Origin of the sequence: Clostridium intestinale DSM 6191 (assembly GCF_900130055.1) — a bacterium.
GTDB classification, from domain to species: domain Bacteria; phylum Bacillota; class Clostridia; order Clostridiales; family Clostridiaceae; genus Clostridium_T; species Clostridium_T intestinale.
The window spans coordinates 208,282-232,132 of record NZ_FQXU01000007.1; the positions used below are offsets into that span (position 1 = coordinate 208,282).

Here is a 23,851-nt window from a genome sequence, read left to right on the forward strand (position 1 = left end):
ATAACGGTTTCCCGCTAACAGCTACTAAAATTTCACCATTAGGACTCCTGAGGGAACTTCAAAATGAACTCTCATAAGAAGGCTCTCAGTCTATGACCTTCTCTCCCTTAAAAAGATTTTCAAATCTACTTTCTCATTCACAGTCTTTACATATAAAGTTACATTTAGAATTATAACCATTATTTTAATAAAATACAATACTTTTAGCTTATTTTATTATTTATAAGGCTTTTTTGTCTAACTCTCTCATAAATCATAATTCCAGCTGCTGTAGAAACATTTAAAGATTCTGCATTCCCTGGCATAGGTATTTTAACCTTTATGTCTGATAATGAGTATATGCAATCACTTAGTCCATTGCCTTCATTACCTACACAAATAACTAGATTATTAGTTAAATCTTCTTCAAAGAAGTTATTTTCTCCTTCTAAAGATGCCGCTAAAATAGAGTATCCTTTTTCTTTAAGTTCTTTAATAAAGTCAAGTTCATTGTCTTCAATAATAGGTATATGAAATATGGATCCCATGGTAGCTCTTAAGGTCTTACTATTATATGGATCCACTGTCCCTTTTGTTAATATAACTCCTGAAGCTCCAGCTGCATGTGAAGTTCTTATTATTGTACCAAGATTTCCGGGATCTTGAACCATATCACATAAAACATAGAAGTTATCAGTATTATTTACATTTTTTATATTATTAATACTAACAATTCCTACTACTCCTTGAGGAGTTTCTGTATCACTTAATTCTGATAAGAGATTTTCACTTATTCCATACACTTTGGTATTAACTAACTTTTCTTCATTTATATATTCATGTAATTTGTGTATTTCTTTTTCAACTATAAAAATAGCTTCAACCTTACATCCTTCATAAAATGCTTCTGATAAAAACCTAAAACCTTCAACTAAAAAACTTCCTCTAGCTTTTCTTTCTTTTTTAGTTTTTAATTTTTTAGCATCTTTAAATATAGCATTGTCTTTACTTTCTATTTTAATCAAATGTAAGCACCTCGTTATTTAATTTTTGATATTAATCTTTCCAGTCTTGATAACTCCTCTGAAGAACCCATAGCTACAATTATATCATTTTCTTTGATAACATCTTCAGCTGTTAGAGAAATTTTAATCTTACTATTATGCTTAATAGCCATAACATTAAGCCCGTATTTACTTCTTAAACTCAACTCTTTCAAAGTATGATTAAACCACTCTCTAGGAGCTTCAATTTCAATTATGCTATACTCTGGAGATAATTCAATATAATCTAAAATATTAGATGATGCTAAATTATGCGCAACTCTAGTACCCATATCTTTTTCTGGCTGAATAACTCTATCTGCACCTATTTTATATAAAACCTTGGCATGCAAGTCACTGTCTCCCTTACAAACTATAAACTTTATACCTAATTCCTTAAGAACAAGGGTTATCATTACACTAGCTTGAATATTTGAGCCTATTGTAACTACAGCTACATCAAAATTATTGATTCCAATAGTTTTAAGCGCGCTTTCATCTGTAGCATCTAATTGAACAGCATGTGTAACATGATCTGATATCTCCTGTACTATATCTTCATCAATATCTATAGCTAAAACATCATGCCCCATAGAGAATAATGTTTTTGCTACCGCTCTTCCAAATCTTCCAAGTCCTATTACTAGAAATTGCTTATTACTCATTATAATACACCTCTACCCAATTAAAATTTTATCCTCAGGATACTTTATAGCACGTTTTGCTTTACCACTTGCTAAAGCTAATGCTACCGTCATAGGTCCTACTCTACCTACGTACATGATGATAATTATAACTATTTTACCCATCCATGACAAGCTTGGTGTCAGCCCCATAGTAAGACCTACAGTTCCAAAAGCAGAGGTAACTTCATATAATATGTAATCAAAGGCTGCTGAAGGTTCTGTTATTGATAAAATCATAGTTCCTGCAACTACAATAGTAAATCCAATAAAGAAAACTGCAAAAGCTTTATAAACTAAATCTTTAGAAAATCTTTTTCCAAATACTTCTGTATCTTCTCTTCCTCTTATGATACATATGAAAGTTAAAACCAATACACCAAAAGTAGTTGTTTTTATACCTCCAGCTGTAGATCCTGGTGATCCCCCAATAAACATTAATATTATTGTCAAAAACTCCCCAGCAGCACTCATATCAGAAGTTGATACGGAATTAAATCCAGCTGTTCTAGGTGATACAGCTGCAAACCAAGAATTCAATATCTTATCTCCAAGTGAAAAATTCTTAATAGTTCCAGGATTATTAAATTCAAATATAAACATTAATATAGTTCCACTTATTAATAAAGATAATGTAACTAATACAACCATTTTTGAATGTGTTGAAAATTTCTTTAGAGATCGAGTATTATATATTTCAGACCATACAGTAAAACCAAGACCTCCTATTATTATTAAAAAGCTAATAGTCATAATAATAACAGGATTGCTTGTATATTCAGTAAGAGACTTAAACTCTCCTATTATATCAATTCCAGCATTACAAAAGGCTGACACAGAATGAAATAATCCAAAATAAGCACCTTTTTTAACTCCATACTCTGGTATAAATTGAGTTGAGAGTATAATTGCTCCTATTAGTTGTATTAAAAATGTAAAGCCAAAAATATATTTTATTAATTTAACCATTCCTTGAAAATTAATGGTGTTCATTGCTTCTTGCATCAAAAGCCTTTCTTTTAAAGTTATCTTTTTACCTATTAATATAGCTGCAAAAGTTGCAAAAGACATAAACCCTAGACCACCAATTTCAATTAAAATCATTATTACAGTTTTTCCAAAATAGCTCCAATGAGTTCCAGTATCCACTGTCACTAATCCAGTTACACATACAGATGTTGTAGCAGTAAATATTGAATCTATAATACTTGTCTTGTTTCCACTTGCTGAACTTATTGGAAGTGATAAAATCATACCTCCAATAAATATAACTGTAAAAAAACCTAATACAAGAACCTGAACAGCATTCAATTTAATCTTGCTTGTTAATTTATAATACATTTTAAGCACCTCAAATAATATTATTTCCAAAACCAAAAAGTAAATTCTAAAAAATTATGCATAACAAAAAAATGCGACCTAAGTCACATTCTTTTGTTATGCATTTATTTGACTTTTAGCAACTTCTACTAATTCAGTAAATGCTTTAGGATCATTAATTGCGATTTCTGATAACATTTTTCTATTTATATCAATCCCAGCTAACTTTATTCCGTTCATAAATTTTGAATAAGAAAGACCATTTATTCTTGTAGCAGCATTTATTCTTGCTATCCAAAGTCTTCTAAAATCTCTCTTCTTTAATCTTCTACCAACGTAAGCATTTCTTAATGCTCTTATAACTGTTTCATTAGCTGTTCTAAATAATCTGCTTTTTCCACCATAATAACCTTTTGCAAGTTTTAAGACTTTCTTATGATTCTTACGAGCATTGACAGCTCTTTTAACTCTTGCCATGTTCTTAACCTCCTACGATCTACTCTATTATAGATATGGTAATAATTTCTTCATTGCTTTTTCTTGTGTTGTTGACACGTATGCAGCTTTTCTTAAGTTTCTTTTTCTCTTTGAACTTTTCTTAGTTAAGATATGACTTTTAAAAGCTTTAGCTCTCTTAAGTTTTCCAGTTCCAGTCTTTCTAAATCTCTTTGCTGCACCTCTATGAGTTTTCATTTTTGGCATGATAAAATCCTCCTCTCAAGTTAAGCTTTTTTAGGCGCTAAAATCATTATCATATTACGCCCTTCTAACTTTGCTGCTTTTTCTATCACACATAAGTCTTCTAATCTTGAATAAAAATTATCTAAAATCTTTCTTCCTACATGTGAATATTCTGCTTCTCTTCCTCTGAATCTAACGGTAATTTTTACTTTGTCCCCTTCTTCCAAGAACTTACGTGCGTTATTAGATTTTATTAAAACGTCGTGTTCTTCGATTTTAGGACTAACTCTTATCTCTTTTAAATTAATAACTTTTTGCTTCTTTTTTGCTTCTTTGTCTTTTTTAGATTGTTCGTAAATGAACTTGCCATAATCCATGATTTTGCACACAGGAGGTTTTGCTCCTGGAGATATCATAACTAAATCCAATTCCTTTTCTTCTGCAATCCTTAGAGCTTCTTTAGTAGCTATTACGCCAAGTTGTTCACCATCATCTGCAATAACTCTAATTTCTCTATCTCTTATTTCTTCATTAACAGCAAAATTTTTATTAATATTATTCACCTCCGATAATACATCCCTAAACACAATAAAAGGACGACTTGATAGCCGTCCTTTTTATCCAAACAAAAATATTTACGGGATAAATAACCTAACTAGCAATGCTGTAAGGTGAGAAACGGCTGTTTCTTCTTTACTTAACAAATTATATTATGATATTTTTGTTTTGTCAAGGTTTTTATTGTTTATATTTTTATTTTACTTGAAACACATACAGAGCATTTATCACAATAAGATACTCGTTCTCCAAATACATTTACTATTGTATCAATAAATTCTTTGTTTGAACAATTTTCTTGTTTATGAATTATGATTCTTTTAGGAGAGTTTGTAATGAGCCCACTAATAATTACGTCTTCCATATTAACCTTACTTCCAACTTTCAAATCTCCTATTTCTTTTAAAAAGTCATAATATATATCATTCCCATAAGCATCTCTAATCTTGTATGAACCTTCTCCCTCTATTACTAGGTTTATTTCTTCTATTTTACTTTCTTGTATATCCACAAAATATTTTAAAAGTTTTATAAACTCTTTATACTCTTTTTCAACTAAATACTTCTCAACTATTTTATCTATAACACTTTCAATATCTTGTGCTATTTCTTTCATTCTAAAAGTTATAAATCCATTAATATTGATGTTATTATTTTCTTCCATACAAGCTCTAATTTTCTCAACTACATTGTTGATTCTATTACAGCAGTATATAGAATTTTCATCCTTTATCATCTCTTCACCTTTTAAGGTTTTCATTATTCTATCTTCTACTTCAAGTATTTCGTCATGTTTTAAAAAGAAAAAAGTATCTGTTAAATATTCAAATAAAGCCTTACTTTTATAGGTATCTACCACTAATTTATAAAGTATATTACTCATATATAAATGAACAATGCTTTTTATCTTATCATTATTTTCTTTATCGCAAAACACTTTTATAAAATGTGTATTTCCCTCTAGACTCTCAGAAACACCTATTTTAATATTTTTTTCTTTAAAAAGGGCTCTAACTTCTTGTATATCTTGAATAAAATTCATTTCACCATCATATGCTAAAGAAAGAACAAGCATGAATTTCACTCCCTTCTTACATATAGTATGTATAAATTTTTGTAGCATATACAGTAAATAAATTTTCATTTATCGACAATACTGTTGCCTATTTACTTCAAAAATATTATTCTTTAATTGACTACCAAATAAGGAAGTGAGTATTATGAAGCTAGCTTTTGTCGACTATAGAATCTCTGTAGAAGAACATAAAAATTTATCTAAATATGTTGATAAAATTATACTTGTGCCTAAAAATACCAATTTATATCCTGCCATAAATGGACATCCAGATATACAACTAACCTTAATTAATGAACAAGATATTTCATTAATTGTAAGCAAAGACGTAGATAAAAGTTTTATAGATGTAATCAATAACTTGGGTGTATCTTTTGAATATTCAACAAACTCTCTTAAATCTAACTATCCTTTTGATATCCCTTTAAATTGTTTGTTTATGAAAAACTTTTTTATCCACACTTTAGATAACTCTGATAAAAAACTTCTAGACTTAGCTAAAAATAAAATAAATATTAATGTTAATCAAGGTTATACAAAATGTTCTACAGTTATAGTTAACGAAGGAGCTCTTATTACATCTGATAAAGGGATCTATAACAAACTATCGTCTTATGACTTTGACATACTTCTCATAAATCCAGGAAATATAGAGCTTCCAGGATTAGATTATGGTTTTATAGGCGGTTGTACTGGACTAATTGAGGAAAACAAATTAGCTTTCTATGGCAATTTAGATTTTCACCCTGAAGGTAATGAAATTAAAAAGTTTTTAACAAAACATCATGTTGAACCAGTATATTTATATAATGGACCATTAATAGATAGAGGTTCAATTTTCACTTTATACTAATTTCTATAATATAGTACGTATAAAGAACATTTTTGTTGAATATAATTTTATGTTATAAAATAAAAGTTGGGATAAGTTTCCTTTCCCAACTTTTACTATTTATATTTACTTTTTACTTATGTTATTTACTGAATTAAATAGATCATGAATAAAATTAGAACCTCTGCTTATCAGTATTCCAGTTAACAATATACCTATTACTTTAAACTTAACTGGAATTCCTATGGTTGTCATGATATCTAAATCAGTACTCCATACAATGATTATACAGACAACCAAAGCTCCTATTCTATCTTTAGATATCTTCCCTTCTTGCCAAAACATCTTAAGAGTCTCCCAAATAGCCTCTCCTATTATAGATAAAATCAATATTTTTGCTAACTCCAACTCGCATCCTTCTTCTTGATTGTTTTGTAATTTATATTAATATTTTTTTAAGTTTATTCTATTTTTTTATAGTTTTTGTTGACAATGTAATTTGAAGTGCATATAATAGCTTTGTAGTTGTTTTTATGGCGCCATAGCCAAGCGGTAAGGCAGAGGTCTGCAAAACCTTTATCTCCGGTTCAAATCCGGATGGTGCCTCCAATTAGAATCCTATGCTAGGAATTTCAGCATAGGATTTTTTATTTTATTATAAATAATTAAAGCCAGAAGAAAACAATGCTTGGATTATATTTCCCTGGCTTTTTGATTATATTCTCTTTAATAGTTCTCCAACCTCTTCATTAGTAAACTTATATGAAGTATTACAGAAGTGACATATAATTTCTTCTTCTTTGCCTTCTTCATATATTTCAGTTAAATCTTTTCTACCTATACTTATTAAAGCTTTTTCCATACGATCTCTAGAACAATTACAATTGTACTTAGGATGTAATGTTTCGTGAATAACTAAGTCCATATCTTCAAATATATATTTGATTATATCTTCGATAGTTTTCCCTTGAGTCATCATTGTAGTTACAGAAGGTGTTTCTTCTAATCTATACATAAGTATATCTGCTAAAAACTCATCTGCTCCTGGCATCATCTGAATTATAAATCCTCCAGCAGCTTTTATACTATAATCCACATCTACAAGAACTCCTAATGCAACTGCTGATGGAGTTTGCTCTGAAACTGTAAAGTAATATGATAAGTCTTCTGCAATCTCTCCTGTAGCTATAGGAACTTGTCCTATGTAAGGATCTTTAAGTCCTAAATCTTTTATAACTGTCAAATTTCCATTAGTTCCTATGGCTCCACCTACATCTAATTTCCCATTAGCTTTTAAAAGTGGATTAACAAAAGGATTTCCAATAAATCCTTTAACACTTCCATCGTTATATGCAGTAACAGTAACACCTTTAGCCTCTCCACCACCTTTTATTTGAATTGTCAAGACTTCTTTATCTGACTTTAACATAGTTCCCATAAGGGCTCCAGCACTAAGCATTCTTCCTAAGGCTGATGCTGCTGTAGGAGTACACTCATGTAATCTTGCACCTTCACTGACAAGACTTGTAGTTTCTCCAGCAATTATTCTTATCATGCCACCTTTAGCGGTAGCTCTTATAATCCTATCTTCCATGTTAATCCTCCTATTTTCTAACAATATAAACTATTCTTTCACTTTTTTCACTTACAGGCTCATCACTATAGCCATCATGTTTCTCCATGATTTCAAAACCAGAATCTCTAAGTATACTCTCTAGCTCCTTCTCATCATAAGCTCTTTCTGTATGATGTTCCTCGAACCTCCTATATAGTTCCCCCTCTTTTACAAAAAAGGTTAAATACATATCAACAATATCATCTTCTAGAGAGTTTTCCCAAGTATAAAATATCTCTTCAGTATTATAAGAGTATATATTATCTCCTAATATCGTCTTAATTTTATAAGATGAATTAATATCAAAGATAAATACTCCTCCATTATCTAAGTGATTGTATACTCCTCTGAAATAACTTATTAACTCGTTTTTCTCTAAAATGTAGTTAGTTGAATCCAATACGCAAGTAATTAGATTAAATTTTCTATTTAAATTTAACTCGGTCATATCTTGGCATAAAATTTTAAACTTAACTTTTTCCTTCCTCATCTTATCACTAGCTTCAATAAGCATATCTTCAGATAAATCTACTAAAAAGGTATCTTTAAAATACCTAGCTAAATAAACTGATATATTACCTGTACCACAAGCTAAATCCAAATACAATAAATTTTCACTAGAATATTGTTTATATTTATTAATTATGTAGTTTGATATTTCTCCATAATTTATATCATCATATATGAGTTTATCATATAGATAAGACAAATCTTTATAACATTCCATAATATAGTTCCCCCACAGTAAATCTTACTAAAATATATTATAGATTTCAGCTAAATAAGTCAACCTATTTTCTACCTAATATTTCATCATTACTTGGAATTTTAAGAGTTTTTTTACGTTTGGTCATAATTCCGCCTATTCTTCCTGTTTCCTCTGCTGTAAGTCCTCCCCATCCAAATTCATCTACCTTATCTTTTAAACCTAATTCTTCTGCAATTTCATATTTTAGTTTTTCTCTTAATTTTTCTACATCAGTTAACTCTTTATTGTTTTTAATCTTTGACTTTATTATTTTTTTCAAAGGTGTTTTACTCATAATTAACCCCCTATAAAAAGTATTTCACTTTATATTTTTTCTTTAAGAGACAAAAATTATTCATATCACTGCTATTATTTGTTCAAAAACCTTGATATTTAATATACTTTTCTCTATATTAGGATTATAATGATTAGTAAAGTCATTTTATTTATTTTTAGGAGGGGATTATTTTGTATAACGTGGCAATAGTTGGGGCTACTGGAAACGTAGGCAGAAAGTTTTTAGAAATTCTTCAAGAGAGGAACTTTCCAGTGAAAGAACTTTACTTGTTTGCTTCTGAAAGAAGTGAGGGTAAAGCATTAAAATTTAAAGGACAAGATATCCTTGTAGAAGCTACAAGAGAAGAAAATATTAAAGGCAAAAAAATAGACTTCGCTCTATTTTCAGCTGGAGGAGATACTTCATTAGAGTTTGCTCCAATTTTCTCTAAATACGGGGCTGTAGTAATTGATAATTCAAGTGCATGGAGAATGAATCCTGAGGTGCCACTAGTAGTACCGGAGGTAAATCCAGAAGATATAGATTGGAACAAAGGAATAATAGCAAATCCTAACTGTTCAACAATTCAAGCAGTTGTGTCGTTAAAGCCTCTTTATGATAAATATGGAATAAAAAGAATTATTTATTCAACCTATCAAGCAGTTTCTGGTGCAGGAATACAAGGAATTAAAGATTTAGAGGATGGATTAAAAGGTGAAGCTCCAAAGAAGTTCCCTTATCCTATAGCAGGTAATGTACTTCCTCATATAGATGTATTCACAGATAATGGATACACTAAAGAGGAAATAAAAATGATCGAAGAAACTAAAAAAATACTTCATAATCAAGATCTAAAAATTACTGCAACTACAGTAAGAGTTCCTGTTTTAAATTCTCATTCAGAAAGTATAAACGTTGAACTTGAAAATGAATTTAAGATAGAAGATATATTTTCTTTATTAAGCAACTCAACAGGAATAACTGTATATGATAATATTAAAGAGTTACAATATCCTACGGCTCTAGAAATCAGTGGCAAAGATGATGTTTATGTTGGAAGAATAAGACGAGATTTCTCCTTAGACAACGGATTAAACTTATGGGTAGTTGCTGATAATATAAGAAAAGGAGCCGCTTTAAACGCTATTCAAATAGCAGAATTAATTATATCAAAAGAAAAATAAAATCGGAGGTTTAATTTATGTCTATTTTTACAGGTGCAGGCGTTGCTCTTGTTACTCCATTTAATGAATCAGGGGTAAATTTTCATAAGTTAAGAGAACTAATAGAATGGCAGATTTCTGAAGGAACAGATGCCATAATAATATGTGGAACTACTGGCGAAGCATCAACTATGAGCGAAAGTGAAAAAAAAGATGCTATAAAATTCACAGTAGATACTGTAAATGGACGTATACCAGTTATAGCTGGTACAGGTACCAACAGCACAAAAACTTCTATAGACATGAGTAAATGGGCTGAATCAATTGGAGTCGATGGTCTTCTTATAATTAATCCTTATTATAACAAGACTTCTCTAAAAGGACTCTATCATCATTTTAAAGCTATAAATGATGAAGTATCCATTCCAATAGTTGTTTACAATGTTCCATCAAGAACAGGTATGAACATTACTCCAAAATCTTTAGAAGCACTAATTGAACTTGACAATATCAAGGCAGTTAAGGAAGCATCTGGTGATATTAGCCAAATTGCTCTAATTGCCTCCAAGCTAAAAGACAAAATTGACATTTACTCAGGAAATGATGATCAAATTGTTCCTATATTATCTCTAGGGGGAAAAGGTGTCATTTCTGTAGCATCAAATATTATCCCTAAAGTAATTCATGACATTTGTACCAACTATTTTGACGGTAATGTTAATGCTTCAATGAATCTTCAACTTGAATATTTAGAATTAATTAATACTCTTTTTATTGAAACAAATCCTATTCCAGTAAAAACAGCTTTAAACTTAATGAATATGAATGTTGGAGATTTAAGACTTCCTCTTTATGAAATGGAAGACATCAATAAAAACACACTTATAAATGTATTATCAAAATACAAACTAATGAAATAGGAGGAAGATTATGATTAAAGTTTTATTACATGGTTGTTCAGGTAGAATGGGTAAAGTTATATCTTCTACCGCTCTAAACTTTAATACTTTAAAGATTGTTGCTGGAATTGATAGGTTCAAAACTAATGAACTAGATTATCCTGTATTTACTTCTTTAGAGGACTGTACTGTAGATTATGATGTACTATTAGATTTCTCTTCTGCAGCTGCTTTAAAAAGTTTATTAGACTTTTCTAAAAAAACAAAAAAACCTATTGTAATATGTTCTACAGGTTTTACTCAAGAAGATTTGAATTTAATAGATGAAACATCAAATTTAATTCCTCTTTTCCGCTCAGGTAATATGAGTGTGGGTATAAACCTTATTAATAATCTATTAAGAAAAATAACTCCATTTTTATATAATAACTATGACATAGAAATAGTTGAAAAACATCATAATCAGAAATTAGACTCGCCATCTGGTACAGCTGTTCTTTTAGCAGATACCATAAAAGAATCAATCAGTGAAGAAACTAAGTTTGTTCACGGAAGAGAAGGAATTGCTAAGAGAGAGCATAAAGAAATTGGAATACATGCTGTTAGAGGCGGCGGAATTGTTGGTGATCATGAAGTTATTTTTGCTGGTGCTGGAGAAGTTATTGAACTAACTCACAAAGCTATCTCAAGAGAAGTTTTTGCAGTAGGTGCATTAAAAGCTTGTGAATATATGGGTAATATTTCTGAAGCAGGCTTATATGATATGGATGATGTTTTAAATCTTAAATTTTAAGCAAAACAAGACTAGTAGTTAAAACTATTAGTCTTGTTTTTTTTAAAGCATAAAAAGAAGCTGTCGCAATAATTTGCGACAGCTATTTTTAATTAATCTTAGTGAGCTTCAACAAATGCAGTTTGGAAGTAAACAAATCCTAATGGAGAAATGTGTACGTCTTTTACATATGGTTTTAGACCCTTAGTTTGAGTGTAGTAGTATAATGGTATGATTGGCATATCTTCCATTAATTGAGCTTCTGCATCTTGCATGTACTCTACTCTCTTAGCAGCATCAGTTTCAGTTTTAGCTTTTCCGATTAATTCATCGTATTTAGCATTGCTGTAAGCAGCATCATTTTGACCTGAACCTGTAACCCACATATCTAAGAATGTCATTGGGTCAACATAGTCACCTAACCAACCATGTCTAGCAATTGAGTAATTCTTTTGTTTTCTTGTAGTTTGGAATACAGCCCATTCTTGAGCTTTGATTTCTACATTGATTCCAAGATTAGTTTTCCACATATCTTGAACAGCTTGAGCAACTTGCTCATGACCAGCACCTGAGTTGTATAGAACTTCAATTGTTGGAAGTCCTTTTCCATCAGCATATCCAGCTTCAGCTAATAATTTCTTAGCTTCTGCCATATCGCCTTCTGGTTTGAAGTATTGAGTTTTAGCGAAGTCTTTTCCGCCTGCAACATTTATTCCAGTTGGTACAAATGAGAATGCTGGCTCTTGACCACCTTTAAGTATTGATACTAGGTCTTTTCTGTTTATAGCAAGGTTTAACGCTTTTCTAACTTTAGCATCAGATAATGCTTTTGCAGCATCAGCATTAATGTTTTTAGCATTTGGTCCTACATTTATAACATAGAAGTAAGTTCCAAGATTTGGGAAAGTCTTAACTATGCCTTCTGACTTTCCAGCTTCGATTTCAACTGAAGGTACACTATCAGTCATATCTAAATCTCCAGCTTTTAATGATGCATAAGCTGAGTTTTGATCTTCAACAAGTGTATATTTGATTGTATCTAACTTAACGTCAGCTTTACCATAATAGTTGTCATTTTTAACAAAAGTTATAGAATCTTTTGGTAAAAATTCTTTCATTTTGAAAGCACCATTTGAGATATAAGTTTCTGGTTTGTTAGCCCAATCAGCATCTTTTTCTACAACATCTTTCTTAACTGGGAAATATGTTGGGAATGCAGCTAATGATAAGAAATATGGAGTTGGGTTTTCTAATGTAACTACAAGTGTAGAATCATCAGTAGCTTTAACTCCTACATCATCTTTCTTAGCTCCTTTATTAGTGTTGTAAGACTCACCGTTTTTAAGATAATACATTTGGTAAGCATATTCAGCAGCTGTAGCTGGATCTAATGCTCTTTTCCAAGCGTATTCAAAATCACCAGCAGTAACTTGTGATCCATCAGACCATTTTGCATCTTTTCTTAACTTAAATGTATAAGTTAAGCCATCAGCGCTCATTTCATAGCTTTCAGCTACTCCAGCAACTGGTTGATCATTGTTATCTAGTTTCATTAATCCTTCGAAAGCATTAACTAAAACTATAGCCCCATCCACTGCAGAGTTTAATGCAGGATCAAGTGTCTTAGGGTTTGCACCTAAGTTATATCTTACGATTTGTTCAGCAGCTGCAGTTGAACCTGAGTCTTTTTTACCACAACCAGCAAGAACAGATAAGCTTAGTGCTACTGTTAAAGCTGTAGCAAAAATTCTTTTAAGCTTAGTATTTTTCATGTTTTTTCCCCCTCTAAATTTTATTTATGATAATTGCTTTGCAATTATTCGCTTAATTAATATAGATGACATGCCACATAATGTTCATTTCCTACATCCTTTAATTCAGGATCTATTTCTGCACATTTTGGCATAGCATACCTACATCTAGTTCTAAATCTACATCCAGATGGTGGATCTATTGGTGAAGGAAGATCTCCTTCTAATACTATCCTTTGCATTGCTTTAGCAGCATCTGGATCTGGAATAGGTATAGCAGAAAGTAAAGCTTTAGTGTATGGATGTAGTGGTTCTGAATATAATTTATTACTTTCAGCTTTCTCAACTAATCTTCCTAAATACATAACCCCTATATGAGTTGATATGTGTTTAACCATAGAAAGATCATGAGCTATAAATAAATATGTTATTCCTAACTCTTCTTGTAACTCTTCAAGCATATTAACAACCTGTGCTTGAATAGAAACATCAAGAGCAGATATAGGTTCATCACAAACTATAAAGCTAGGTTCAACAGCTAGAGCTCTAGCTATTCCTATTCTTTGTCTTTGACCACCTGAAAACTCATGTGGGTATCTATTAATATGGTCCCCATTCAATCCAACTTTATTCAATAAATCTCTAACTCTATCTATTCTTTCATTACCTTTTAGTAAGTTATGAATATCTAAAGCTTCCCCAACTATATCCCCAACCGTCATTCTTGGATTTAATGATGCATAAGGATCTTGGAAAATCATTTGCATTTTTTTTCTATATGGTAACATTTCTGAATCTGAAAGGTTTGTAATATCTTTCCCTTCAAATATTATATTACCTGATGTTGGTTTATATAACTTTAGAACAGTTCTTCCAGTAGTAGTTTTACCACATCCTGATTCTCCAACTAGTCCTAATGTTTCGCCTTCTTTTATATTAAAGCTTACTCTATCAACAGCTTTTACATAGCTCTTTTTTGAAAACATCCCTTTATTTACAGGGAAGTATTTAGTTAGTTCTTTAACTTCTATAATTGTTTTCTTTTCTTTCATTTGTTACTCCCCCTTCTTAATAGGTGCTTCAACTTTAGGTGCATCAGGATGATTTAACCAACAAGCTGCACTATGTCCCTCACCAATTTTAAGTAGTGGTGGTTGTTTTTCTATACATAACTTCATTGCATATTCACATCTTGCTGCAAAAGGACATCCAACTGGTGGGTTAAGTAAATCTGGTGGTTGACCTTCTATAGGTTTAAGTTTTTCTCTAATAATTTCCTTTGGATTTGGAACACTTCCTAAAAGACCCCAAGTATATGGATGTCTTGCTCTATAGAATATGTCTCTAACATCTCCAGATTCAACTATTATTCCACCATACATTACATTAATTCTATCACATACATCTGCAACTACTCCTAAATCATGAGTGATTAATATAATTGCAGTTCCTAATTCATTTTTAAGTTTTTTCATAAGCTCAAGTATCTGTGCTTGAATTGTTACATCCAAAGCAGTAGTTGGCTCATCAGCTATTAAGAACTTAGGATCACAGATTAAAGCCATTGCTATCATAACTCTTTGTCTCATACCACCAGAGAATTCATGAGGATATTGCTTCATTCTTTGTTCTGGGGAAGGTATTCCAACTAAATTTAGCATCTCAACAGCTAATTTCTCAGCTTCTTTTTTTGATATTTTTCTATGTTTAATTAATGGTTCAGTTAATTGTTGACCTACAGTGAAAACTGGATTCAAACTTGTCATCGGGTCTTGGAATATCATCCCTATGTCATTTCCTCTAATTTTCTCCATTTCTTTCTCTGGCATATCTTTAATGTTTTTACCATCAAAGTTAACTTCTCCGCCAACAACTTTACCATTCTCTTGTAATAATTTCATTATACTCATCATGGTAACACTTTTACCTGAACCAGATTCTCCAACTATTCCTAAAGCTTCTCCTTTGCCTAAGGAAAAAGAAACTCCTCTAACAGCCTTTACTTCTCCTACATGAGTGAAGAAAGAGGTTCTCAAATCTTTAACGTCTAATATCTTTTCCATATCTAATTCCTCCTACTTTCTCTTCTTAGGATCCAATGCATCACTTAGTCCATCACCAAAAAGATTAAACGCTAAGATTATTAAGCATATAATCAAGGATGGGAAAAACAACTGATACGGATAAGTGTATATTGCTGTTTGACCATCATTTGCTAATGTTCCTAAAGATGCTCTTGGCGCTGCAACCCCTAAACCTATAAAGCTTAAGAATGCTTCAGTAAATATAGCTTGAGGTATTAATAATGTAAGTGTAACCATTATTGACCCCATCGCATTTGGAACTAGATGTCTAAATATAATTCTTTTTCCTGATGCACCAAGAGTTTTTGCTGCAAGAACGAACTCTTGACTCTTAAGTTGAAGAATTTCACCTCTTACTATTCTAGCCATATTAAGCCAATAAGTTATTGATATAGCAAGGATTATACTTCCAAGTCCACTTCCCGCTTGCCCTGGCTTTGACATTACAGTCATAAGTAAAATTACATATATAGTAGTAGGTATAGCATATAATATATCTACTATTCTCATCATTATATTATCTACTCTACCGCCAACGTATCCAGATATTCCTCCATAAATTACTCCTATAAATAGGTTAATTACAGCCGCAACTAATCCTATAATAAGAGAATATCTTGCACCATACATAGTTCTTACAAATAAGTCTCTTCCTAATGCATCTGTACCAAACCAGTGTTCTGCAGAAGGGCTTAAATTAGTTGTTTGTAAGTTGTTCTTATCGTAAGTATATTGAGAAACCATAGGTACAATAATAGCCATCAAAGTTATAAATATAACCACTAATAGAGATATAAGTGCAACTTTATTGTTTTTTAATCTTCTCCATGCATCTTGCCAATAAGTAACTGTTGGTCTAGGTATTTGTTTTAATTGTTTTTCATCACCATTTAATGGTTGAAACATGTCTTTTGAAAATTCCACTTGTTCTACCTCCATCTAAGCTTCTGTGTTATCTAGTTTAATTCTTGGATCAATTACAACGTAAATCAAATCTACTAATAAGTTCGCAACAACAAGAAAAACGCAATAGAATACCGTAGCTCCTAATAAAACTGTATAGTCTCTATTAGTAACTGATTGCACGAACTCTCTTCCTAATCCCGGAATAGCAAACATTTTTTCTACAACAAATGATCCTGTTAAAATTGAAGCTATCAATGGACCTAAATATGTAACTACTGGTATTAAAGAATTTTTTAAAGCATGTTTAAAAATAACAGTAGTTTGACTTAAACCTTTTGCTTTTGCTGTTCTTATATAATCTGATTTCATAACATCTATAAGTCTGTTTCTTGATAATCTAGTAATAAATGCTGTTGATGAACCTGATAAAGCAATTACAGGCATGATATAGTTTTTCCAACTTGAAAAACCAGTAGCTGGAAGCAATCTCCATTTAACTGCAAAGAAGTATATCAGTACAGCAGCCACAACAAAGCTAGGTATGGTAACTCCCAACGTTGCCACGAACATCGATAATGAATCAGGCCACTTATCTTGATATAAAGCAGCAACAATTCCTAAAAGAATACCTAATACTAAAGATACAAGAATTGCAATTGCACCAACTTTTGCTGAAGCTGGGAATGAATATCCGATTAACCAGTTAACAGTTCTTCCTTTGTAAGTGTTTAATGAAACACCTAAATCACCCTTAACTAGATTTCCTATGTAGGTTTTATATTGTTCACCAAGTGGCTTGTCCAAACCATACTTAACCTCAAGATTTTTCTTTGTTTCAGCTGTCATTTTCTCTCCATCAAATGGACCACCAGGCATAAATCTCATTAAAAAGAAAACTGCCGTAGCAACTATGAATATTGTTACAATACTAGAAACTAGCCTTTTGAGCACATATTTTAACATGGACTCTTCTCCTCCTTTAATCTTTCGCCAAATACATACAAAATTTATTAATTATAATTATATTACACAAAACCAAAATGTCAATATAATATATTAATATTAATTTATAAATATTAATATATTATCAAATTAATAAATGGTTTTTTAACTATTTAATATGTATTTCAAAGGCACTTGTAATCGTTGCATTAATTATATATGCATGCTTTCCAAACACTTTATCTTATTTTTACTTTCACATTTTCCAAGGGGTAATTTCACCCCATTTGATGATAATTTAATAATAATCAATATAAAATTGCTAAGTTTTAATATTTATATGAAAATATTAAACTTTTAATGACAAAACATGATTTATTAACAACTTTTTATAATTATATATCTAGTATTCCTCATAATTCTATATAAAATACCCATAATAATCATTATTTAATTATCATAATTCTGCAATTGCCTTTGTGATTCTCTAAACTAAGTATCCGCTTTCACATCTTAAACAAAAAAAATCTTAAAGCAAAGCTTTAAGATTTTAATTCCAAAATAAAATCTTCTATTATATCCAAAGCTTTAGATAAATCTTCTTTTGAATAGCAATAGCTAATCCTAAAATATTTATCGCCACCTTTGCCGAAAGCATTTCCAGGAACACACGCAACCTTTCTTTCAAAAAGTAACCTTCTACAAAACTCTTGTGAAGATATGTTTAAGCTTTCAATAGATGGAAATATGTAAAAAGCTCCCTTTGGAAGAATAACATCTATATTCATGTCAACAAATCTATTATACACAAAATCTCTTCTATCAACAAATGTTTTTTTCATAATTTCTAAATTTTTTAACGCTTCTCTAAAACCATTAAAAACTCCCCATTGAATTATGGAGGGTGCACAAGATACATTGTACTGATGAACCTTCATAATCTCTTTCATAAAATTATTAGTTGTACATATATACCCAAGCCTTAATCCTGTCATTGAAAACATCTTTGAGAATCCACTTACATAAATGATATTTTCTTTAATATCGTCTATCTGTGCTATAGAATAATATTCATCATAACTTAATGATCCATATATCTCATCTGTAACAACCACTATGTTGTATTTTCTTATTATATCAGCTAATCTATCTCTATCTTCTTTAGATAATAATGCTCCAGTAGGATTAGATGGATATGAAAGTACCATGAGTTTTATATCATGTTTTATTATTTTATCTTCAATATCAGAAAAATCTAGAGTAAAGTCCTTGTTAAGGTTATAATTTATAACCTCACCGTATATTACTGTTACTATACTTTCATAAGCAGGATAGCCTATTGATGGAACTAATACCTTATCCCCCTTATCTACAACAGCAGATAGAACTGAATATAGCCCTTCACTTCCTCCAATAGTTATACATACTTCATCGCTATTATAATTTATTCCTAAAGTCTCTAGATACCTTGTTATTTCTTCTCTTAAAGGTAATATTCCTGCATTAGATGTGTATTCTGTTTTATCTTCCTTTATGGCTTGTATAACTCCATTTTTTATACTTTCTGGAGTTTTAAAATCAGGTTGTCCCAAAGTTAAAGATATTGCATCTGGTACTTCATTTACTAAATTAAAAAACTTTCTTATACCTGATATCTCTATTTTACTTACATTTCTATTCATTAATATTCTATCCCCCTTCTTGCATTTACCCCTTTTGAAAAATAATGTTTAACTTCTTTCATCTCTGTTATTAAATCTGCATACCCTGCAATTTTTTCTGGAACATTTCTTCCCGTTAATATTATTTCAACATGCTTTTGTTTTGATTTAATAAGTTCTAAAACATCATCTTCACTTAAAAAATTATTTTTAAGTACTCCCATAACTTCATCCAGGATTAATACATCACATGAATCATTAGCTAATACTTCTTTTGCATAATTATACTCCTCAATTACCTCTTTTTTCAACTCTTCTATCTCATCAGTTTTAAGAGTCCATACAAAACCTCTCTTTTTTTCTAATCTTACAAGTTTGAAATTGTCTCCAAGATTTTTTAATACATTTAACTCTCCAGTTTCATTGCTTTTAAGAAATTGAATCATAACTACCCTTAGCCCGTTACCATAAGCTCTAATACCTTGCCCTATAGCTGCAGTGGTTTTTCCTTTTCCATCACCTGTATATACTTGTATCATTCCTTTATCTAATTTCATATTATTTCTCCTTTATTCTTTAATATTTTAATAAAATCAAATTAAATCCACTTTACCCCTTTAAAGTATGGCTTTTTTTGTTTATAATTATTTATTATACCATGCAAAACATGGTAATATTTTTGAAAGGGTGATAAAATGAGCTATAATTTTACAGATCCATACGAAATAGCTAGATTCATAAAGGAATCTAAGAAGTCTACTCCTGTTAAGGTTTATGTTAATGGAGACCTTAATGGTTGCGATATGGGAAGCATTGAATGGTATGGCACTGGTGAATTCTTTATACTTTTTGGAGAAAGTGATGAGATAACCAAGCTTATTTTAGACAACAAACATAAGATTAAACATTTTAGAGTTGAAAATGATAGAAGAAATTCTGCTATTCCTATGTTAAATCTTTTAGATGTAGATGCTAGAATTGAGCCAGGTGCAATAATAAGAGATAAGGTTACAATAGCTAAAAATGCTGTAATTATGATGGGTGCCGTAATTAATATCGGAGCTGAAATAGGCGAAGGTACTATGGTAGACATGAATGCAGTTGTTGGTGCTAGAGGACAACTTGGTAAAAGAGTACATCTAGGCGCTGGCGCAGTTGTTGCTGGAGTTTTAGAACCACCTTCAAAAGAGCCATGTGTAATTGAGGATGATGTATTAATAGGGGCTAATGCTGTAATTCTTGAAGGAATTAAAATCGGTAAAGGTTCAGTTGTAGCTGCTGGTTCAGTAGTTGTTGATGATGTTCCTTCTGGTGTTGTTGTAGCAGGTACTCCAGCAAAAATAATAAAATATGTTGATGATAAAACAAAAAATAAGACTCAGTTACTTGATGATCTTAGAAAATAATCTACATAAAAGAAAGGCTAGAAAATCTAGCCTTTTTTTACGCACCAAAAGATGCATCTTTATTTTCTTCTTGTGAGTCATAGGATTCTTCTTTATCAACTTTCTCCATTTTTGATATAGAAACCTCATATGCAACTTTTCTCACGATTTCATTTTCAGATATCTTTTTCTGATATTCTCTGCTTTGAAGCCTTCCCCATATTCTTATGTTATCTCCTACCTCTAAGCTTTGGCAGAATCTCGAATTTCTTCCCCAGGCTATAGTTGGTATATAGTCTGATTTATTATATGCTCTATTAACAGCTAACAACACATCCGCAATTTCTCTACCAAAAGGTGTTGTCCTATAAACTGGTTCCTTACATACATAACCATCTAAAAATATTTCGTTAGGGTTTTTGCTTTTTTCTTCACAAGGAACTATATTTCTTGCAAATACCGTTAATATTAATCTATTAGATCCATCTACAAATTTATTATAACTTCTTAGTTGTCCCTCAACCACTATATCTGCTCCTAGGTTTAACTCTAGGTCTGTTAATAATCTTTCAGAAACTGTTATACTTAAAATATCCACTGAATCAGAAAGTCTTTGAACTTCTAGGTCAAAGCTGTAAAAACCCTCCCCATACATTTCATGAGAAAAATCTAGATTTGAAGCAACCCTGCCTTCTAAACAAATCTTATTATTTAACATTAAATTGTCCATCTTTACCCCTCTCTCCATTAGTTTTTAATATATTTCATCAATAGCCAATAATAGGAAGAAATTATATATATCAATTATAATACAATAGTTTTCAATTTTTCAATAAACAATTGTTAAATTTTATAAATTATTTTTTTGTATACCTTCTCCATTAATGAAATAATCTTTCTCAAACAAAATTTCTTCAATTTTCTTAAATTCATATCCCTGATTTTTTAGATTTTTTATTATTTTATCTAAATTTGCCTGTGTATATTTACCATTATTATGAAATAGAACTATTGAGCCATTTTTTACATTGTTAATTACTCTACTATATTCATATTCTTGTCCTGTTTCTTTCCAATCGAGTGAATCAACATCCCATTGAACTACTTTGTAGCCCATTTCATCAGCAACCTTCAATGTTTCCTCATTATAAGATCCTGAAGGACATCTAAACATCTTCTTATTTTCTATACCATACTTCTTAAATATCTCTTCTGTCTTGTTTATTTCCGACTTCATTCTCTCTTTAGTTATCTTTTGAAAATCAGGATGCTCATAACTGTGATTTTCTATTTCGTGTCCTCCTTCTTTAATTGCAAGAAGTTTATCCGACTTATCCTCAGGATATATAACCCACTTCCCCATAACAAAAAACGTAGCTTTAACATCATTTTTCTTTAATACACTTAATATCTCTTCTAGGTAATCTCTTTCAGCCCAGTTTACATCAAAAGTTAGTGCAACCCATTTCTCCTCCCTATCAACCCTATAAATAGGCATACTATTTATATTTGCTGAAGCTGAGTTACTGTCTCTAGCAATTAATATACTAATTAACATCAAGGATAAAAGTATAGTGACTAACAATGAACTTTTTATAATTAATCTTTTCAAATACTCACCACCTATTTATGGATTTTATAAATTATATTACATTTCTTAACCAATCATTACTTACTTCTCCCAATATTTTGTGTTATAATTGAATAAAATCACAATATATCGGAGGGACTAATATGCAGGAAAATTCTTTGGAATTAGCTGAAAACAAGCTTATCCTATTATATATAGTAAAAAACATTAAATATCCAGTAACTAAAACTCAATTAACAGATTTAGTTTTAGAAACAAGCTTTATAAATTATTTTACTCTCCAGCAATATATTGATGATTTAGACACGTCTGGTTTTATAGAATATCAATATATAAATGAAAAACATTTTATCCAATTAACTGATAAAGGGGACAATGTTTTAACCTTTTTTGGAGACAGGATTTCTAAATCAAAAATAGCAATTTTAGATAGTTATATAGTTGAAAAAAGGGAGTCAATAAAAAAGGAGCTAACCATTCATAGTGATTACACACCTGATGATAATAACTCCTTTATAGTAACTCTAAAAGCATTAGAAAATAACTCCTTATTAATTGATCTAAAACTAAGCGTAGGTTCAAAAAAACAGGCCATTGACTTATGCTCTAAATGGAAAGAAAATTCTTCTGAAATTTATACTAAAATAATTAATTCATTAATACAATAGATTATAATAAACCATAGCATTAGGTTCATTTCCTAAAGTTATGGTTTTTTCTAATTTCTTTGTAATACAATCAACAACTATTAGTTTATTTTTGAAATTATCTGCTATATATAATTTATCTCCATTTAAAAGTATACCTCTTGGCATTCCTCCTAAGCTAATCTTCTCTAATTTTTCAAGCTTTAAATCCACTATACTAACGCTTCCTTCTTCAAAATTAGAAACATATATCTTATCTTCACTTGTAAAAAAATCTACTGGTCCATATCCCACTTTATATTTGTATCTTATACTCTCATTTTCTATATCGTACTTAGTTATACTTCCTGGAACATGCATACCTAAACAACTTTCACAGACAACTATACCTTTTGAATCATCCGTAATTCTACACTTTGTTGGAAATTCGCCAACTGAGATGTCTTTTATCTTTATATCCTTATTACAATCTACTATACTTATTTTATTAGATTGCATGTTTACTATAGCAGCCATGCCACACTTATTTATATCTATACTGTGAGGATATAAATCTAAAGCTATTTCTTTTATTATTTTCTCTTCATTTAAGTCATAAATAGCTAGGCTATTACTTTCTCCGCATACAACATATATTTTGTTTAAATACACTTTTACATCACTAGGATGAGCACCTACATAAATATTCTTTTGTTCTTTCTTATCTCTTATCGAAACAAAAGAAATGGAATTACTGTAGCTATTAGCCGTTACTATAAATTCACTCCATAGACATATTCCATGAGGACCTGAAGGGCATTCTCCTAAAGTAATCGGGCAGGTTCCCACTTTATAATCATTTATGTCTATAAAGGAAAGTGAATTAGATGCAATGTTACAAACACATATACCTTCCAACTTTACACCTCCTACTTATAACCTTTAATATAATATATGAAACGATTATAAAAATGGATAAAAAAATCCTCCTAAAAAGGAGGATAAATTGATAATTATAATAATAACTTAGAAAAATAGTTTTGTATTGCTGAAGCCAATAAATTAAATGCTAAAATAAGAGCTCCAGATGATGTAATATTAATAAGTAGTTTTCTGTTCACATTAATATTTGATTTTATAGCTTGTATGCTTTTATTTACAAAAAATAAAGCAATCACCCAAGGAATAATATCTTCTCTTGATAATATAGGAAATATTAATGGTACAATTGATAAAATATATATTTTTTTGTTCATATCA

28 protein-coding genes, 1 tRNA gene and 2 other annotated features (1 of these 31 cut by a window edge) are annotated in these 23,851 nt (G+C 30.5%); of the genes, 7 read left to right on the forward strand and 22 right to left on the reverse strand.

Features of this window, described 5'->3' with window-relative positions; all coding sequences use genetic code 11:
- Positions 1–150, reverse strand: a binding site (T-box leader) (it extends 57 nt beyond the left edge of the window).
- Positions 151–203: 53 nt separating this feature from the next.
- The 7 genes from BUA92_RS11960 to ytxC form a co-directional block, all read right to left on the reverse strand.
- Positions 204–1,004, reverse strand: coding sequence for a TrmH family RNA methyltransferase (locus tag BUA92_RS11960; RefSeq protein WP_073019834.1), 801 nt, complete (start codon positions 1,002–1,004; stop codon positions 204–206).
- Positions 1,005–1,018: 14 nt separating this feature from the next.
- Complete coding sequence (locus tag BUA92_RS11965) at positions 1,019–1,687, reverse strand: potassium channel family protein (protein ID WP_073019836.1); 669 nt, start codon at positions 1,685–1,687, stop codon at positions 1,019–1,021.
- A gap of 12 nt (positions 1,688–1,699) precedes the next feature.
- Positions 1,700–3,046 (reverse strand): TrkH family potassium uptake protein, encoded by a 1,347-nt coding sequence (locus BUA92_RS11970; RefSeq protein ID WP_073019838.1) that lies wholly within the window; start codon positions 3,044–3,046, stop codon positions 1,700–1,702.
- A 96-nt stretch (positions 3,047–3,142) separates the two neighbouring features.
- On the reverse strand, positions 3,143–3,502 hold the full coding sequence (gene rplT / locus BUA92_RS11975; RefSeq protein ID WP_021801393.1) for a 50S ribosomal protein L20: 360 nt from the start codon (positions 3,500–3,502) through the stop codon (positions 3,143–3,145).
- Between the two features lie 27 nt (positions 3,503–3,529).
- The gene (gene rpmI / locus BUA92_RS11980; protein WP_073019840.1) at positions 3,530–3,727 is read right to left on the reverse strand and encodes a 50S ribosomal protein L35; all 198 of its coding nucleotides are present in this window, start codon (positions 3,725–3,727) and stop codon (positions 3,530–3,532) included.
- 20 nt (positions 3,728–3,747) lie between these two features.
- Entirely contained in the window at positions 3,748–4,269 is a 522-nt protein-coding gene (gene infC, locus BUA92_RS11985) for a translation initiation factor IF-3 (RefSeq protein ID WP_073019842.1), read from the reverse strand.
- Between the two features lie 19 nt (positions 4,270–4,288).
- Positions 4,289–4,406 (reverse strand) — a sequence feature (ribosomal protein L20 leader region).
- 45 nt (positions 4,407–4,451) lie between these two features.
- A complete protein-coding gene (ytxC, locus tag BUA92_RS11990; protein WP_073019844.1) occupies positions 4,452–5,339 on the reverse strand; it encodes a putative sporulation protein YtxC in 888 nt (295 codons plus the stop codon).
- 145 nt (positions 5,340–5,484) lie between these two features.
- Between ytxC and BUA92_RS11995 the strand changes: the two genes are divergently transcribed.
- Positions 5,485–6,192 (forward strand): DUF6873 family GME fold protein, encoded by a 708-nt coding sequence (locus BUA92_RS11995; RefSeq protein ID WP_073019846.1) that lies wholly within the window; start codon positions 5,485–5,487, stop codon positions 6,190–6,192.
- A gap of 105 nt (positions 6,193–6,297) precedes the next feature.
- On the opposite strand, the gene BUA92_RS12000 is transcribed toward BUA92_RS11995, so the two are convergent.
- A complete protein-coding gene (locus BUA92_RS12000; RefSeq protein ID WP_073019848.1) occupies positions 6,298–6,579 on the reverse strand; it encodes a hypothetical protein in 282 nt (93 codons plus the stop codon).
- A gap of 127 nt (positions 6,580–6,706) precedes the next feature.
- On the opposite strand from BUA92_RS12000, the gene BUA92_RS12005 reads away from it, so the two are divergent.
- Positions 6,707–6,780, forward strand: a tRNA-Cys gene (locus BUA92_RS12005).
- Between the two features lie 106 nt (positions 6,781–6,886).
- Here BUA92_RS12005 and hslO read toward each other — a convergent pair.
- From hslO to BUA92_RS12020, 3 genes are all read right to left on the reverse strand, one after another.
- Positions 6,887–7,765 (reverse strand): Hsp33 family molecular chaperone HslO, encoded by an 879-nt coding sequence (gene hslO, locus BUA92_RS12010; RefSeq protein ID WP_073019850.1) that lies wholly within the window; start codon positions 7,763–7,765, stop codon positions 6,887–6,889.
- Positions 7,766–7,775: 10 nt separating this feature from the next.
- Entirely contained in the window at positions 7,776–8,513 is a 738-nt protein-coding gene (locus BUA92_RS12015; RefSeq protein WP_073019852.1) for a class I SAM-dependent DNA methyltransferase, read from the reverse strand.
- Between the two features lie 64 nt (positions 8,514–8,577).
- On the reverse strand, positions 8,578–8,829 hold the full coding sequence (locus BUA92_RS12020; RefSeq protein ID WP_073019855.1) for an alpha/beta-type small acid-soluble spore protein: 252 nt from the start codon (positions 8,827–8,829) through the stop codon (positions 8,578–8,580).
- Between the two features lie 173 nt (positions 8,830–9,002).
- Here BUA92_RS12020 and BUA92_RS12025 point away from each other — a divergent pair, with 173 nt between their 5' ends.
- Genes BUA92_RS12025 through dapB form a run of 3 tightly spaced genes read left to right on the forward strand, consistent with a single transcriptional unit; the run spans position 9,003 to position 11,666 of the window.
- The gene (locus BUA92_RS12025; RefSeq protein WP_073019857.1) at positions 9,003–9,995 is read left to right on the forward strand and encodes an aspartate-semialdehyde dehydrogenase; all 993 of its coding nucleotides are present in this window, start codon (positions 9,003–9,005) and stop codon (positions 9,993–9,995) included.
- 17 nt (positions 9,996–10,012) lie between these two features.
- Entirely contained in the window at positions 10,013–10,894 is an 882-nt protein-coding gene (dapA, locus tag BUA92_RS12030) for a 4-hydroxy-tetrahydrodipicolinate synthase (RefSeq protein ID WP_073019860.1), read from the forward strand.
- 10 nt (positions 10,895–10,904) lie between these two features.
- Positions 10,905–11,666, forward strand: coding sequence for a 4-hydroxy-tetrahydrodipicolinate reductase (dapB, locus tag BUA92_RS12035; RefSeq protein ID WP_073019862.1), 762 nt, complete (start codon positions 10,905–10,907; stop codon positions 11,664–11,666).
- Positions 11,667–11,764: 98 nt separating this feature from the next.
- On the opposite strand, the gene BUA92_RS12040 is transcribed toward dapB, so the two are convergent.
- From BUA92_RS12040 to BUA92_RS12070, 7 genes are all read right to left on the reverse strand, one after another.
- Positions 11,765–13,417, reverse strand: a complete 1,653-nt coding sequence (locus tag BUA92_RS12040) for a peptide ABC transporter substrate-binding protein (RefSeq protein WP_073019865.1) — start codon at positions 13,415–13,417, stop codon at positions 11,765–11,767.
- Between the two features lie 56 nt (positions 13,418–13,473).
- The gene (locus BUA92_RS12045; RefSeq protein ID WP_073019866.1) at positions 13,474–14,448 is read right to left on the reverse strand and encodes an ABC transporter ATP-binding protein; all 975 of its coding nucleotides are present in this window, start codon (positions 14,446–14,448) and stop codon (positions 13,474–13,476) included.
- A gap of 3 nt (positions 14,449–14,451) precedes the next feature.
- Positions 14,452–15,459 carry an ABC transporter ATP-binding protein gene (locus tag BUA92_RS12050; protein ID WP_073019867.1) on the reverse strand — a complete coding sequence of 336 codons (1,008 nt, stop codon included), beginning with the start codon at positions 15,457–15,459 and terminating at the stop codon, positions 14,452–14,454.
- A gap of 12 nt (positions 15,460–15,471) precedes the next feature.
- Entirely contained in the window at positions 15,472–16,419 is a 948-nt protein-coding gene (locus BUA92_RS12055; RefSeq protein WP_073019868.1) for an ABC transporter permease, read from the reverse strand.
- On the reverse strand, positions 16,420–17,349 hold the full coding sequence (locus tag BUA92_RS12060) for an ABC transporter permease (RefSeq protein WP_073019869.1): 930 nt from the start codon (positions 17,347–17,349) through the stop codon (positions 16,420–16,422).
- 521 nt (positions 17,350–17,870) lie between these two features.
- Positions 17,871–19,010, reverse strand: coding sequence for a pyridoxal phosphate-dependent aminotransferase (locus tag BUA92_RS12065; protein WP_073019870.1), 1,140 nt, complete (start codon positions 19,008–19,010; stop codon positions 17,871–17,873).
- Positions 19,010–19,546 (reverse strand): cob(I)yrinic acid a,c-diamide adenosyltransferase, encoded by a 537-nt coding sequence (locus BUA92_RS12070; RefSeq protein ID WP_073019871.1) that lies wholly within the window; start codon positions 19,544–19,546, stop codon positions 19,010–19,012. Before BUA92_RS12070 ends, BUA92_RS12065 begins: the two co-directional genes overlap by 1 nt.
- Before the next feature lie 138 nt (positions 19,547–19,684).
- On the opposite strand from BUA92_RS12070, the gene dapD reads away from it, so the two are divergent.
- Positions 19,685–20,395 carry a 2,3,4,5-tetrahydropyridine-2,6-dicarboxylate N-acetyltransferase gene (gene dapD, locus BUA92_RS12075; RefSeq protein WP_073019872.1) on the forward strand — a complete coding sequence of 237 codons (711 nt, stop codon included), beginning with the start codon at positions 19,685–19,687 and terminating at the stop codon, positions 20,393–20,395.
- 37 nt (positions 20,396–20,432) lie between these two features.
- On the opposite strand, the gene BUA92_RS12080 is transcribed toward dapD, so the two are convergent.
- Together BUA92_RS12080 and pdaB are read right to left on the reverse strand one after the other, a co-directional pair.
- Entirely contained in the window at positions 20,433–21,104 is a 672-nt protein-coding gene (locus tag BUA92_RS12080; protein WP_073019873.1) for a single-stranded DNA-binding protein, read from the reverse strand.
- A gap of 120 nt (positions 21,105–21,224) precedes the next feature.
- Positions 21,225–21,932, reverse strand: a complete 708-nt coding sequence (gene pdaB / locus BUA92_RS12085; protein WP_073020062.1) for a polysaccharide deacetylase family sporulation protein PdaB — start codon at positions 21,930–21,932, stop codon at positions 21,225–21,227.
- 176 nt (positions 21,933–22,108) lie between these two features.
- On the opposite strand from pdaB, the gene BUA92_RS12090 reads away from it, so the two are divergent.
- A complete protein-coding gene (locus BUA92_RS12090; RefSeq protein WP_073019874.1) occupies positions 22,109–22,633 on the forward strand; it encodes a DUF4364 family protein in 525 nt (174 codons plus the stop codon).
- Here the strand turns inward: BUA92_RS12090 and BUA92_RS12095 are convergent.
- Both BUA92_RS12095 and BUA92_RS12100 read right to left on the reverse strand, forming a co-directional pair.
- Positions 22,622–23,509 carry a YncE family protein gene (locus BUA92_RS12095; protein WP_073019876.1) on the reverse strand — a complete coding sequence of 296 codons (888 nt, stop codon included), beginning with the start codon at positions 23,507–23,509 and terminating at the stop codon, positions 22,622–22,624. The genes BUA92_RS12090 and BUA92_RS12095 overlap by 12 nt on opposite strands.
- 95 nt (positions 23,510–23,604) lie before the next feature.
- Positions 23,605–23,847, reverse strand: coding sequence for a hypothetical protein (locus BUA92_RS12100; protein WP_073019878.1), 243 nt, complete (start codon positions 23,845–23,847; stop codon positions 23,605–23,607).
- Between the last annotated feature and the right edge of the window lie 4 nt (positions 23,848–23,851).